This is a genomic window from Bacillus sp. EKM202B (assembly GCF_011066025.1).
GTDB classification, from domain to species: Bacteria; Bacillota; Bacilli; order Bacillales; family Bacillaceae_G; genus Bacillus_A; species Bacillus_A toyonensis.
Window position 1 is genome coordinate 1 of the sequence record NZ_JAAMNK010000006.1, and the last position, 14,007, is coordinate 14,007.

The following is a 14,007-nucleotide window of genomic DNA, read 5'->3' on the forward strand; positions in this document are numbered from 1 at the left end:
ATTGTCCCCTGTGCAATACAGAGTTCAATCCTTAGTAGCTGCTTAATATATTTGTCTAATTTTTTGGGTTCAGTTCAAAATGGTGGGATTTTATTTATCTATCAGACGGTATATTATCGACTGAAATTATATCGATTTAACTACAAAATACGACAAATACTCTCCCTTACCCTTTACAACCAATAAGAAGAATAGCTCCCCAGCACAGTAACAGAAAAACCGAGCGCTTCAAGTTCCATCGTTACGCCTGGCAATAATACGTCATCGTATGCTTTATCGACATCGATTAAGAAAAAGTAATTTCCGAGTCCTGTTTTCATCGGGCGCGATTCGATTTTTGATAAATTTAATTTTCTCCATGCAAAAGCTGATAACACTTGATATAGTGCCCCTGCATAATCTGCAGGTAACGTTATCATAAGCGTCGTTTTCTCCCCGCGGTTTTCTCCGTTATTTGAGAGTATTACTTTCTTTTTCTTATGGAGCACTAGGAAGCGTGTATGATTGTTTTTATGCGTATGAATGTCACGTCTTACAATTGTTAATCCGTATTTTTCTGCGGCTGCTTCATTTGCAATGGCAGCGATTTTTTCTTCAGGATGTTCTTTCACATATTGTGCAGCAGCACTTGTTGATGTCATGTCTCGAACAGTTACCCCTTTTAATTCTTCATTTAAAAACTTATGACATTGTGCGATAGCATGCGGATGTGAATGCACTGCATATACTTCTCCCCACACTTCTGCATACTGCGGATGTACGAGTAAATGTTGCTGAATTGGTACTGTAATTTCTCCTACAATAGAAAGTGGTCGCTCATGCACGAGGTAATCGACCGTTATATTTACTGAACCTTCTATTGCGTTTTCTAACGGTACGACTGCGAAATCTACACTTTCATTTGCGGCTGCATCTATACAATCCGGAATCGTTCGATACGGTACATGCTCTGCTTCCGGAAAAAAACGACTCACCGCCATATTTGTAAATGTTGCTTCTGGTCCTAAATATCCTACTCGAATCATCGTCTTTTCCCCTCTTTTTCTTTTTCTTACTGTTATACCATACTTTTTTATATTCTTCTATGTAAATTTCGAATATTAAAAAAAGACTAGCATTCGCTAGTCTAAATGTTTCTTATATTCTCTTTGAGCGAAGAAGAAATAAACGATGCATGCAGCGATATAATACAGAATAAACAAGCCTACTTTTCCTAATGATCCATCCATAAAGAAAGTATTATGAAACGTATATAACGCAACTGCACTATGCATACTCCCTACTATAATTGGCGCAAAAAATAGCATACATAATTGCCAGCGAGAAATTTCCCATACTTCTTCCTTCGTCATTCCAAGTTTAGAGAGTGCACCATAATGCTTTCGGTCCGATGCAATATTATGAAACCATTTAAAATATACGATACTACATGAAGTAAGAAAGAATAATATACTAATGAATGAGCCTACAAATAGAGTAATATCGCCGCCTTCTTTCATATTTACATATAACTCCATATTACTTCGAAACGCATTATTATTATCTTGTTTCATATGTTTCCGTAAATCTTCATTTAATTTCTTCGTCTTTTCGATATTTGGTAATGTGTAGCCTCTATATATCATTTTTTCAGAATCGAGAACCTGATTTGCTATACTGTCAAAATCTTCATCATTCATAACGAAGAACAGACCATTAATGTACGAAGGGTGATAGTTAAATTGAACCCCTTCTTTCTGACCGTTAAATACGAATGAATATGGTTGACTCATTACTTGCAATTGAATCTCTTTTTGATTATATACATTCGAATTATTGTATTTATTATAATAAACGAGTGTCACTGTACCTTTTTTAGGACGATACATTTTCTTTTTTTGTTTCCTCGCTTCTTGGTTATATTCACTTTCCTTTATAAGCGGTGCTATTGTTGTTTCTCCTTTATTAGACCGAAAGGATGCATACACTCCAACAAAACTCATATATTGAAAATCATCATACCCGTATTGATTCAGTAATTTTTCAACCGCACCTTCCTCAAAGACTTCATGAGTAGAAATACCTTTTTCTATGTATGAAAACGAGTGTACCCCTCCAGTTCGCCACATATCTTGCATGCTAGAAAAATATAAGAACACCGTACCTGTTGCCGTAACTACAAACGTCGTTGCCATAGACATCAGAAAGAAAAAGCGACCATTTTCTTTCATTCGATGTGACAATTGGTTTACTATAAATAAATACGGATATGTATACATAATCTTTTTATTTCGTTTTATTATTTCTAATATTTGAGCAGTTCCGTGTGTAAAAGAAAAATAAGTTCCGAAAAAGACAAGTATAGACACAGGAAAAAAATAGAATGCTATCGTTGGCATCGTCGCTTGTAACGCTAACGCATATCCTATACCTAAACAAATAAAACCGAATATACAAAGCCACATTGATGTTTTCTTCTCTTTTTTATCTGTTCGAAATTCTTTCAATAACCGAATGATTTTTATATTCCATATGCGTAAAGCACTTATAAAAGATAAGACAATAAAAACGACCATATATGTAACAAACGTTACCCCAATTGCTCTCACATCAAATATGACAGGGAGTTCTTTCGGAAGGCCCAGTAACATACTAAATACCATAAAAAAGAGTTTCAAAAAGATCATACCAAGCCCAACCCCGAAAATATTCGCGAAAATCCCGATTAATATTTGCTCGGTCATTATCACTCCTATTACGTTAGACTTCGTCGCTCCCATTAACATATATAACCCTAATTCTTTCTTACGTGCCTCTATGAAAATAGAAGTAGAGTACAAAATAAATATGACGAAAAAAGAAATGACTATAACATTACATATAATAAGTCCCCAGCGTACGTTTTGATACCACATCTTCTCCTGCATATACGGATGTACAATGACAGACATGTATGCAAAAGACGCAAATATCGCAAAACAACTGCTTAAGAAAAACACTTTATAATTACGCCAATTTCCTTTTATATTTTGCAGCGCTAGTTGCCGAATGTTCATCTATCGTCCCCCTATAACTTACTACATAAGCAAAAAGCTAGAGGTTTCTCTAGCTTTGCACGTGTTTCAAATATCCTCTTTGTGCAATCATAAAGTAAATCGCAGAAGCTATAACGTATGTTCCAATTACAATCGCACCTGATTTCCATAAATCAATATAAAGCATTTTCCCTAACGTATGAAGAGCAAACCCACTATGAATGGCACCGATTAAAATTGGGATAAAGAAGATAACGCCCATTTGACGAATTGCAATTTTACGAATTTCTTTATCTGTCATACCGATTCTCTTTAACGATTTAAATTGAATACGATCTTGTTCTTTATCGTTAAACCATTTAAAGTATGTCATACTACAAGCGAAGAAGAAGAATAGTACCGCTACGAAGAAACCGATGAACATTGTAATTGCTCCTGATTCCCTTATATTTTTATAAGCGAGCACCGAGTTATTTAACTCCTCTTGCTTATCTGGTGCAATCTCCTTTTTCAAATCTAACACAAGGTCTTCCGTACTTTTCCAGTCTTCTATATAATAACCGTAATATTTCGTCTTTTCTTCATCTGGTACAAGCTTTGCGTATTTCTCAAAATCTTGATCATTCACAATGAGATATTCACTATCATTAAAAACAGAAAATGAAGTTGGCTCATTTAATTGAACAGATTGCTTTTGTCCGTTAATTTTAATTTCATACGGTTTCGTACGATCTATCTTCATCATATCATTCGCCATATCCATTATGACCATCGTTGCACTACCTGGTGCATTATGAACTTCTCTAACTTGCTCTCTCTTTTGTTTACGTACTTCAGCGTTATATTCTTTTTCTGAAACAATCGCCATTGGCATCTCATGTTCACTGTTAAACATTGTGATTTTTTGCGTTCCAGGAAGTTTTACGTACGTTACTTCTCGCGCTTCTTCAAATCCGTGTTTTTTTATTAATTCTTTTGTTTTTCCCTCTTTTATGACATTATGCATATGGATTCCCTTTTCCTCATAAGAAATAGCATGCGGGGTACTAGTTACTGCCTTATAACTCATATCCTCAAAAAATACGTACAGCGTACCAACTGCTGAAGATACAACCGCCGTAATGATAGAAATTACAAATAGAAAACGGGCATTATCTTTCATTTTATAAATAAGATTGCTAAGTACGAACATATTTGGATATGTATAAAAAGATTTTTTTCGTTTTTGTAATGCCTTTAATACGACTGTACTACCTTGTGTAAATAGTAAATAAGTTCCGCCTATCGTCAGCCCTACAATCGGTAAAAACAGGATGACAAAATTCATAAATGTTACTTGGAAGCTAAGTACATATGCAACAATAATACATCCTATACCAACTACGCATAACCATGTAAACGCAAAAGGTTCTACTTTCTGTTTTCTTGCTTCTCTTAATAAATCAATAATTTGCAAGCGTCCTACTGTCCAAACGCTAAACAATGATAGAATTAAAAATAGAATAAAGTATACACCCGCTGTAATCAAAACCGCTTTACTATTCCATACGAGTGGAAGTGTTTTATCTATTTTCAATATTACGCTTAATGCTTGGAAGAATAATTTTGAACAAAGCATACCAAGTCCAATACCTACTACAATTGCAATACTACCTAACATAAGCTGTTCTAATATAATCATTCGGCCAAGTTGTGATTTTGTTCCGCCTATTAATGTTAATAGACCAAACTCTTTTTTCCTTGCTCTTAAAAATGTTGAATTTGCATATAAAATAAAAAGTGCTGAGAAGATGACTACAATATAATTCATCGATTCTAACCCTTTTGAAATCATCTCCCTCATACTAATATTACCGCTTACGACATCTGGATGATAAATGAAGGAAGCATACATGAAAAATACGACAATCGATAAACAACTGCTAATAAGAAACGCTTTATAATTACGCCAATTTCCTTTTACGTTATTAAGCGCGAGCTGGCGAAAGTTCATGATATTCTCCTCCTAGCATCGCAAGTACGTCCAAAATTTCTTGGAAAAAGGCTTGTTTCGTTCTTCCCTTATGTATTTCTGAGAAAATCTCTCCATCACGTATGAAAAGAATACGTTCGCAATAACTCGCCGCTACTGGATCATGCGTTACCATTGCAATTGTTACTTTCTTTTGTTCATGCAAATCTTGCAACGCGCTCATTAATGATTTTGCCGACTTAGAATCTAAGTTTCCAGTTGGCTCATCCGCTAAGATTAACGTCGGTTCATGAATAATCGCTCTCGCAGCTGCTGCACGTTGTTGTTGGCCGCCTGATACTTCATATACTTTTTTATTTAAAATGCCTTCGATATTTAAAAACTTTGCAATCTCAAGCACTTTTGCATCGATTTCATTTACAGATTTCTTCGCCATTACAAGTGGTAAAATGATATTTTCTTTAATCGATAGCGTATCAAGTAAGTTAAAATCTTGGAAAATGAATCCTAAATGTGTACGGCGAAACTCCGCTAATTTTGCAGCACGCATTTGATTAATTTCTTCGCCATTTACAAGCACATGACCTGAAGTTTGCTTATCAATTGTTGCTAATAAATTTAAAAGCGTTGTTTTTCCGCTTCCTGAAGGACCCATAATCCCTACAAATTCGCCTTCTTCTATTTTAAAATTTATATCATTTAAAGCAGTCGTCGCTACTGAACCTTTTGATTGATACACCTTCGTTAATCCTTTTACTTCAAGAACACTCATTTCTAATCCCCCTATGTGTTTTCTTCTTACATTTACTATAAGAAAAATAAGAAAAAGAAACGAGTGATTTCCCTTACAAAACGTTTTGTTATCTTACAGTTTTGTCATTTTTCTCATTAATGTATGATATTCTTCATCTTTTGCAAATTGGAACGTAAATGTTGTCCCTTCCCCTTCAGCCGATTGCACATAAATACCGTGATGTAAATTATCACAAATTTCCTTCGTAATATATAAACCCATTCCAGTCGCTTCTCTCGTTTTACGGCCATTTATCCCCGTAAAGAACGGATCAAATATACGCTTTACATCTTGCTCCGGAATACCGATTCCATTGTCTTTAATATGTAATAACACCTTTTGATCTTTCTCTTCAATTTGAAATTGAATTTCCTTTTTCTCTGCTTCTGAAATTCTCGTATACTTAATTGCATTTACAACAATTTGCCCTATAGCAATACTAAGCCATTTTCTATCAGATGCAACCATACAAGTATCTTCTTCAAACATTACTTTCGGAAATACAGACGATTGAATGAAAGACTTTCGATTTTCATTAATAATACCTCGAATAATATCTATCACATTTACTACTTCTACTTTATAATCTTTCGCAAATTGCTCTAACCTTGCCATATGTAACGCTAAATCTAAACCATTTAGTATACGGTTATTTTCTTCACGAATACTTTCAACTGTTGCTCTCGCTTCACGATGCTCTTTACCAAACTTCTGTAATAGTAACTCAATAACAGATACTGGTGTCTTCATTTGATGAATCCATTGGTTCATAAATATCATTTGCTGTTGCTCTTTCGCATGCTGTTTATAAACTTCATTCATATATTGCTGTCTTAATAGCGTAAAAGATTCAACGATCATCTCTTGTTCTGTCGTATACGAAGTATCAATAAGTAAAGAATCATGTAATGTATTTCCATCAGCAACATATTTTTCGATTCTCTTTAAAAAAACACTTCTTTTTCGGTAATCGTAAATGAGGTATACAGTAAACACAACTGTCCCTAATAAAAGTCCGTATAACCACGTACTCCAATCAATTGATCTTTTTTCTAAAAGACTTTGCAACTGCAATACGAGTCCAAATAAACAAAGACTTACAACATAAGAAAGAAGTAAAGCAAAGCGGTCTATGAGGTAACTTTTAACCTGCATGCCCTTCACTCCACTCTGTAAGAAGCGCATAACCGTATCCACGTTTCGTTACAATCGCATTTTTAATACCTAGCTCCTCTAGTTTCTTCCTTACGCGCTTTACATTCACAGTCAGTGTATTATCATCAACAAAAGCTACTTCATCCCACAGAGCTTCTAACAATTCTTCACGCGTTACATATTGATTCGCTTGTTTCATTAAACACTCTAATAAGTAAAATTCATTTTTTGTCAGCTCTGTTTGTTGCCCTTGCCACTCAACAACGTGTTGGGACGGGAATAACAAAAGTCCATTCACACCTAAACAATCACTTTCTGCCGCAGAAGCATACTCACCATACCCACGTCGAAGTGCACTTTTCACCTTAGCCATGACAATATCTAAATGGAATGGCTTTGTAATGTAATCATCTCCGCCATTTTCAATTGCCATTACTTGATCCATTTCCCCTGTTCTTGCAGAAACAAAAATAATCGGCGCATTCGATACAGTGCGGATTTGACGACACCAATAGAAACCATCAAAATATGGTAAATTGATATCCAGTAATACGAGATGTGGATTCACTTTTACGAATTCATCTTTTATATGACGTAAATCAATTGCTCTAAATGATTGATAGCCATACCTTTCTAAATGCTCCTCTAATATTCCCGCAATTTTCTCATCGTCTTCTACAATTAATATTTTATACATGTTCTCTTTCTCCCCATAAATATTCTTCTAAAATTACTTCTTTTTCTATTATAAATTGAAAATTTAATTAGTGGGGATTTTTTCCTATCTTCGTAATTTTTAACTAGCAGCCTGATTCACACCTAACTTCTTTGCTTCAGCTGAATTTTGAGGCGGGAATCTTACTACTTGCAAATAGCAGAATAAAAAAAAGACCGCCATACTTTGGCAGTCTTAATCGATAAATTCAAATTCATATTCAAGAATTTTTACAATATCTCCGTCTTTTGCACCACGTGCACGAAGCGCTTCATCAATACCCATTCCGCGCATTTGGCGAGCGAAACGACGTATAGATTCATCACGTGAGAAGTCAGTCATTTTGAATGTCTTCTCGATATCATAACCAGAAATAACAAACGTGCCGTCACTTTCACGTGTAATTTCAAATTTAAGACTTTCAGCATCAAATTTATACATTACACTTGCTTCAGACTCTTCAACAACATCGTACATTGGGAATTCTGGTGTTGTTTCTAATAAGTTCGCTACTTCAAATAGTAAATCACGAACACCTTGTTTCGTTACAGCTGAGATTGGGAAGATTTTTACTTCGTCTCCCACTTTCTCTTTAAATGCTTGTAAGTTTTCTTCTGCATCCGGCATATCCATTTTGTTTGCTACAACAACTTGTGGACGCTCTGTTAAACGCATATTATATTCTTTTAATTCATTATTAATTGTGACATAATCTTCATATGGCTCACGGCCTTCTAAACCAGACATATCAATAACATGTACAATTACACGTGTACGTTCGATATGACGTAAGAATTGGTGTCCAAGTCCGACGCCAGCATGTGCGCCTTCAATTAGTCCAGGAAGGTCAGCCATAACGAAGCTGCGGTTATCACCAGTTTCAACAACACCAAGATTAGGAACGATTGTTGTAAAGTGATACTCTGCAATTTTCGGACGCGCTGATGATACAACAGATAATAATGTAGATTTACCTACACTTGGGAATCCAACAAGTCCAACGTCTGCTAGCACTTTAAGTTCTAGAATGACATCACGTTCTTGACCTGGTTCTCCGTTCTCAGCGATTTCAGGTGCTGGATTCGTAGCTGTTGCGAAACGCGAGTTACCACGGCCACCTCGGCCACCTCTTGCGATTACAGCTGTTTGTTCATGCGTTACTAAATCGGCAAGAATTTGACCTGTTTTTTCATCTTTTACTATTGTTCCTGGTGGAACCTTTACGATTAAATCTTCAGATTTACGTCCGTGCTGACCTTTACTCATTCCGTGCTGACCACGATCAGCTTTGAAATGACGTTGGTAGCGGAAGTCCATTAATGTACGTAAGCCTTCCTCAACAACGAAAACAACATCTGCGCCTTTACCACCGTCGCCACCTGCTGGGCCACCTTTTGGAACATACTTCTCACGACGATACGCAACCATTCCGTTACCACCGTCGCCGCCTTTTACATATATCTTGACCTGATCTACAAACATTATTTCACCACACTTTTTTCGATTGGTTGTAATATAACTGAGACTTCTTCGTCTCGTACTGTATAAGAAATGGAATACCATTTATTGTTTTGGTTCGCAAGCCAATTCTGTAGTTCTTCTACACTCGTTAGCTTACCACGAAAATCAAAAAAGAAACGAGCATTCTCCGCGTCACATTCAATTGTGATACAAACATAATTTTCAACATATACGTCTAAACTATGCTGAAGCATTGAGAAGAATTGATTAGCCCATGTACATACAGTCTCATCTAAGTGAGATAAGTTATGTAATTCTCCTAATACTTCGTACTCCAATAAGCACGGCTGCTGTTTCCAATTATATGTTAAAATCCACTCTGAAAATAAAGGCATTGATAACCCCATCAGATTGGATTCTTGTCTCGCTTCTTGGACAAAACGATCGATGAGCCGATGAATCTCTTCCACTTTTCCAAGGGAAAGGTTTCCTTTAACCATCTGCATACGATTGAGCCAATCATGTCTTGAATGACGCAACGCATCTATAATTGTCCATTTTTCATTCATTTAGCTACCCCTTAATATAGAAAAACTCTAACCTGCACTCAGGTTAGAGTTTTCCGTGAGTTCTTATGCTTCTTGAGCAACAGGATATACGCTCACTTGTTTGCGGTCACGGCCAAGACGCTCGAAGCGTACTACGCCGTCAACTTTCGCGTATAAAGTGTCATCGCCACCACGACCAACGTTAACACCTGGATAAATTTTTGTACCGCGTTGACGGTAAAGAATTGAACCACCTGAAACCGTTTGACCATCTGCGCGTTTAGCACCAAGACGTTTTGACTGAGAGTCACGACCGTTCTTTGTACTACCTACACCTTTCTTAGATGCGAAAAACTGAAGATCTAATCTTAACATACGTTACACCTCCTGCACTTTTTCTATTAAACGGATATACTTTCCGTAATCAAGTTCGATCGTCTTTAGCGAAACAACTAATCCTTCTAAAAGCGTTTGAGCTTTTTCTGCTGCATGAACGTCTAAATCATTAGGCAATTCATACGTTAAGAATCCACCATCACTTCCGAGTTCAATAGTTGCCTGCACATTACAAAGCTCTTCCACTGCATTTATAGAACCAAACACAACCGCTGTAGTTCCAGCACAGACAAGGTCTTGTCCATGTGGCGCATAATCGGCATGTCCAGTCATTTTAAATGATTGGATACTTCCTAATTTCGTGCGACTTATCGTAATTTTAATCATGTTAACCTGAATTAAGCGTTGATAGCTTCAACAACTAGCTTAGTGTAAGGTTGACGATGACCTTGTTTCTTACGATTGTTCTTTTTCGCTTTGTATTTGAAAACGATGATTTTCTTAGCGCGACCTTGTTTTTCAACTTTAGCAGTCACTGTTGCGCCTTCTACAACTGGGCTACCAACTTTAACGTTTTCGCCACCAACGAAAAGAACTTTGTCAAAAGTAACAGTTTCACCAGCTTCAACATCTAATTTTTCAATGTAGATTGCTTGACCAGCTTCAACTTTAATTTGTTTTCCACCTGTTTCGATAATTGCGTACATACTTGCACCTCCTCTTAATTACTAAGACTCGCCAAAAACGAGGTAGACATAAATGCCTTTAGGGAACCTGTCTTGTGCGGTTGTAGCATATAGCCGTTTAGGTGCTATAAACTATAACATAAAGATGTTATCATGAATCATAGACGGTTGTCAATAAATGTTCTGCTAACTATTTTTTCCGTTCTACAATTTCTTTTTTACTTCCAAATCTTATAATAGCGTACTTTTCGATAGTATCATCTTTGAAATAAATTTCAAATGGAATATTTTTTTGTAATTCTTTTTGTAAAAATTGTTTTTGCAGATCTTGAGGTGCAGCAATTAATACTGCTTCATCCTCTATATTGCCATATGTAATGAGTTCTCGCTCTAACTCATAAGCAATCGTTTCATACGACATTACATACCCCGTCGCCTTACACGGTACACACTCTTCTAGCAATACGTCACGTAAAGAATGTTTTTTACGTTTACGTGTCATCTCCAAAATCCCTAACTCAGTAAACCCAAGTACTCTTGTATAAGTGCGATCATTTTGCATAGCAGCTATGAGACGTTCTCTTACCTTTTCTTTATCTTCTCGTTTTTTCATATTAATAAAGTCGATTAATATCATTCCACCAATATCACGAAGTCTTAATTGGCGAGCGATTTCGTCAGCGGCCATTTCATTTGTACGAAGTACTGTATCTTGTAAATTTTGTTTTCCGGTAAACTTCCCCGTATTCACATCTATTACAGTCATCGTCTCCATTTGTTCCACAATCAAATAAGCACCGTTTTGGAGCCACACAATTTTTTGAAGTGCTTTTTCAATTTCTCGCTCTATTCCGAAATGATTAAACATCGAAGATTTTTCATTATAAAAAGATACTTTTTCTTTTCCGACCTTGTCTTCTAATTCTTTTACTACACTTCTTGTATCTACAACTATTTTTTCGATTGTTTCAATTGGATTCTCTTGAAATACACGATCTAAAAAAGTCGCTGGTCGATGAAGTAATAGCGGTGCCTTTCCTTGGCCCTCTTTTCTTTTTAACTCTTCATATAACTGCTGTAACCTTTGCATTTCAGTTTGTATTTCTTCAATTTCTCCTTTTTCAGAAGCGGAGCGGAAAATATACCCTCCTGTCCCTTCTACTTCAATTTCGAGTAACTGCTGTCTTCTTTTATTGTTTTTTATTTTCCGAGAAACAGCGCGCATTTCATCATATGGCATATAAACGACATATTTCCCGGTAAATTCTATATTCGCTGTTAATTTCGGTCCTTTCGTATCAATTGCCTCTTTCACAACTTGTACGAGTACTGCTTGTCCTTCATGTATACGATAAGAAGACGGTACATCATCATATGAAAGGTACGCATGTTTTTCTAAACCGATGTTTACAAATGCTGCATTCATTCCAGCAATTGTTCTTACGATACGTCCAACGTAAATATACCCAACAATCTCTTGTTCTTCATTACGTTTCCATAAAAATTCAACAATTTTGTTCTTCTCTTCAATTGCAACGCGCTTTTCCGATCCAGCATAGTTCATGTATAAGGTTTTCAAATTTCTTTCCTCACTTTATAATCTTCTTTGTTTTTACAATAATAAAAGGTTAGTGCTATCGTCAACACTAACCGATTAATTCTTCAACAGATGAAGTTGTTCGTTTTTCAGTAAAATACGCATAGAGTAATTCATTTTCATCCAATGTGTAATGCTCTTTATATTCTCCATGGACGATAATAGAATGCTTATATCCTCTACGAAATTTGGTGAAAATCGTATATAAACGATCTTCTGATTGCACCTCTATAGGTGCAATCTTTTCAATCCCTCTTTTATTTCCGTAATAACGCTCTAATAAAAAGCGCATAAACGCATAACGTCTTTGCTTCCATTCTTGATATAACGATATTGCTAAAAATATGAGTAGTACCCACATCATAATATTGTTACTATTCCAAAGTAACTGCCATCCTAATATGACACTAAAAAAAACACATGACAATTGCATCATTTTTTCATGTGCTTGTAAATAAGGAAAACGATATGATAATACATTAAACAACACTTTCCCGCCATCAAGTGGCCAAATAGGGAGTAAATTAAAGGCTAAAATAATTATATTATTCCACATAAAAAAATAATATAATTCCGCATTCAGCCAGCCAATCTCAAACAATATATACCCTACTAGCATCATCCAAATATGTTGAATAGGTCCTGCAATTACGACAACAAGTTCCTCTTTCAATGATTTATTTCCATGTTCCTCAAGCTCAGCCACACCACCAAACGGTAACAGTTGAATTTTTTTAATACGCCAATTATAATGCGCTGCTGCAAAAGCGTGACCGAGTTCATGAATGAGTACGATACAAAACAACAATAGTAACTCTTTAAAACGCGCCGTAAAAATACCAATAACTATAATAACCCAAAACAACGGATGCACTGAAATTTTCGTTAAAACTTCCTTATATTTAATCAAATGAAATCACCTGAATCGGATCAACAAATTTTTCATTCTTTTTTATTGCGAAATAAAATTTCCCATTTTTATTATTTGCATCATTACTCACCGTTCCAATTTTTTGTTTCTTTGAAACGTAATCATATAACTTTACTGACATATCATTTAAATTTGCATACCACGACTCCGTGCCATCTGCATGTTGAATTTGAACTGTATTTCCAAGTTCCTCTTTCTTACCCGCAAAAACAACTAATCCTTCATTTACTGACTCAACTGTTGCATTTGTAGCCGTTTGGACAAATACACCTTGGCCATTTTTTTGAAATCCTTGCATTACCTTTCCTGAAGCAGGAATTGCATAGTCTTTTTGCTGAATAGTCCCTTCCTTTTTCTCGTTAGGCGAATAGAAGACGAGAGGTTTTCCAAACTGTTTTTCATACCATTTCGCTACAGTAGCAAACTGAAACTCCTCTTTCATCACTTTTTCTGTAACAGCTTTAGCACCATCGAAAGAAGAAGGCGCATTCTTATACAAAATAGCAATTGAAAGAACTAAGATTGCTGATAATAAAACTTTGAAGAAAAAGACTTCCTTTCGAAACAAAGGATGAATTTCCTTTTCTCCCTCTTCAATAAATACCCCTTCACTATCAAAATTCCCCCCGGCAAAATACTGCTCTTCCTCCATTCTTTCTTGCTCTGCCTTCCTTTTCGCAATCCGCTTTTTAATTTCTTCTACACTTCTATTCTTCATACTGTCTCCCTTCTTTCGCTAACCTTATTTAAATAGAAACAGTTGTATACAGTTTGTACATATGTATGAGCTAGGAAAGAA

The 14,007-nt window shown here is 35.8% G+C and carries 14 protein-coding genes and 1 other annotated feature; all 14 genes read right to left on the reverse strand.

Annotated features, from left to right (window positions below; translation table 11 throughout):
- Positions 1-173: 173 nt before the first annotated feature.
- Positions 174-1,025 (reverse strand): prephenate dehydratase, encoded by an 852-nt coding sequence (gene pheA / locus G9F74_RS09605; RefSeq protein ID WP_000621713.1) that lies wholly within the window; start codon positions 1,023-1,025, stop codon positions 174-176.
- Between the two features lie 96 nt (positions 1,026-1,121).
- The gene (locus G9F74_RS09610) at positions 1,122-3,035 is read right to left on the reverse strand and encodes an ABC transporter permease (protein WP_016109129.1); all 1,914 of its coding nucleotides are present in this window, start codon (positions 3,033-3,035) and stop codon (positions 1,122-1,124) included.
- A gap of 49 nt (positions 3,036-3,084) precedes the next feature.
- Positions 3,085-5,007: an ABC transporter permease gene (locus G9F74_RS09615; RefSeq protein ID WP_016109130.1), complete on the reverse strand. Its 1,923-nt coding sequence runs from the start codon at positions 5,005-5,007 to the stop codon at positions 3,085-3,087.
- A complete protein-coding gene (locus tag G9F74_RS09620; protein WP_000114533.1) occupies positions 4,982-5,758 on the reverse strand; it encodes an ABC transporter ATP-binding protein in 777 nt (258 codons plus the stop codon). Before G9F74_RS09620 ends, G9F74_RS09615 begins: the two co-directional genes overlap by 26 nt.
- A gap of 93 nt (positions 5,759-5,851) precedes the next feature.
- A complete protein-coding gene (locus G9F74_RS09625; protein WP_016109131.1) occupies positions 5,852-6,934 on the reverse strand; it encodes a HAMP domain-containing histidine kinase in 1,083 nt (360 codons plus the stop codon).
- Positions 6,924-7,631, reverse strand: coding sequence for a response regulator transcription factor (locus tag G9F74_RS09630; RefSeq protein ID WP_000276708.1), 708 nt, complete (start codon positions 7,629-7,631; stop codon positions 6,924-6,926). The genes G9F74_RS09625 and G9F74_RS09630 overlap by 11 nt, the downstream gene beginning before the upstream one ends.
- Positions 7,632-7,844: 213 nt before the next feature.
- Positions 7,845-9,131, reverse strand: a complete 1,287-nt coding sequence (gene obgE, locus G9F74_RS09635; protein ID WP_000497121.1) for a GTPase ObgE — start codon at positions 9,129-9,131, stop codon at positions 7,845-7,847.
- Positions 9,131-9,679 (reverse strand): sporulation initiation phosphotransferase B, encoded by a 549-nt coding sequence (locus G9F74_RS09640; protein ID WP_001003572.1) that lies wholly within the window; start codon positions 9,677-9,679, stop codon positions 9,131-9,133. Before G9F74_RS09640 ends, obgE begins: the two co-directional genes overlap by 1 nt.
- 63 nt (positions 9,680-9,742) lie before the next feature.
- Positions 9,743-10,033, reverse strand: coding sequence for a 50S ribosomal protein L27 (rpmA, locus tag G9F74_RS09645; protein WP_000944957.1), 291 nt, complete (start codon positions 10,031-10,033; stop codon positions 9,743-9,745).
- 3 nt (positions 10,034-10,036) lie between these two features.
- Positions 10,037-10,381 carry a ribosomal-processing cysteine protease Prp gene (locus tag G9F74_RS09650; protein WP_001973720.1) on the reverse strand — a complete coding sequence of 115 codons (345 nt, stop codon included), beginning with the start codon at positions 10,379-10,381 and terminating at the stop codon, positions 10,037-10,039.
- Between the two features lie 11 nt (positions 10,382-10,392).
- Positions 10,393-10,701, reverse strand: coding sequence for a 50S ribosomal protein L21 (gene rplU / locus G9F74_RS09655; RefSeq protein WP_000270907.1), 309 nt, complete (start codon positions 10,699-10,701; stop codon positions 10,393-10,395).
- A 14-nt stretch (positions 10,702-10,715) separates the two neighbouring features.
- Positions 10,716-10,793 (reverse strand) — a sequence feature (ribosomal protein L21 leader region).
- 77 nt (positions 10,794-10,870) lie between these two features.
- Positions 10,871-12,259, reverse strand: coding sequence for an Rne/Rng family ribonuclease (locus tag G9F74_RS09660; RefSeq protein ID WP_000855449.1), 1,389 nt, complete (start codon positions 12,257-12,259; stop codon positions 10,871-10,873).
- 67 nt (positions 12,260-12,326) lie between these two features.
- Complete coding sequence (gene spoIVFB, locus G9F74_RS09665) at positions 12,327-13,187, reverse strand: stage IV sporulation intramembrane metalloprotease SpoIVFB (RefSeq protein WP_000598976.1); 861 nt, start codon at positions 13,185-13,187, stop codon at positions 12,327-12,329.
- Positions 13,180-13,926, reverse strand: coding sequence for a stage IV sporulation protein SpoIVFA (gene spoIVFA / locus G9F74_RS09670; protein WP_000797540.1), 747 nt, complete (start codon positions 13,924-13,926; stop codon positions 13,180-13,182). The genes spoIVFB and spoIVFA overlap by 8 nt, the downstream gene beginning before the upstream one ends.
- Between the last annotated feature and the right edge of the window lie 81 nt (positions 13,927-14,007).

What these genes read in the sequence shown, in the direction of transcription:
- pheA (WP_000621713.1), bottom strand. Translation starts at nt 1,025, where the DNA reads ATGATTCGAGTAGGATATTTAGGACCAGAAGCAACATTTACAAATATG.
- G9F74_RS09640 (WP_001003572.1), bottom strand. Translation starts at nt 9,679, where the DNA reads ATGAATGAAAAATGGACAATTATAGATGCGTTGCGTCATTCAAGACAT.
- G9F74_RS09610 (WP_016109129.1), bottom strand. Translation starts at nt 3,035, where the DNA reads ATGAACATTCGGCAACTAGCGCTGCAAAATATAAAAGGAAATTGGCGT.
- rpmA (WP_000944957.1), bottom strand. Translation starts at nt 10,033, where the DNA reads ATGTTAAGATTAGATCTTCAGTTTTTCGCATCTAAGAAAGGTGTAGGT.
- rplU (WP_000270907.1), bottom strand. Translation starts at nt 10,701, where the DNA reads ATGTACGCAATTATCGAAACAGGTGGAAAACAAATTAAAGTTGAAGCT.
- obgE (WP_000497121.1), bottom strand. Translation starts at nt 9,131, where the DNA reads ATGTTTGTAGATCAGGTCAAGATATATGTAAAAGGCGGCGACGGTGGT.
- G9F74_RS09650 (WP_001973720.1), bottom strand. Translation starts at nt 10,381, where the DNA reads ATGATTAAAATTACGATAAGTCGCACGAAATTAGGAAGTATCCAATCA.
- G9F74_RS09620 (WP_000114533.1), bottom strand. Translation starts at nt 5,758, where the DNA reads ATGAGTGTTCTTGAAGTAAAAGGATTAACGAAGGTGTATCAATCAAAA.
- G9F74_RS09615 (WP_016109130.1), bottom strand. Translation starts at nt 5,007, where the DNA reads ATGAACTTTCGCCAGCTCGCGCTTAATAACGTAAAAGGAAATTGGCGT.
- spoIVFA (WP_000797540.1), bottom strand. Translation starts at nt 13,926, where the DNA reads ATGAAGAATAGAAGTGTAGAAGAAATTAAAAAGCGGATTGCGAAAAGG.
- G9F74_RS09625 (WP_016109131.1), bottom strand. Translation starts at nt 6,934, where the DNA reads ATGCAGGTTAAAAGTTACCTCATAGACCGCTTTGCTTTACTTCTTTCT.
- G9F74_RS09630 (WP_000276708.1), bottom strand. Translation starts at nt 7,631, where the DNA reads ATGTATAAAATATTAATTGTAGAAGACGATGAGAAAATTGCGGGAATA.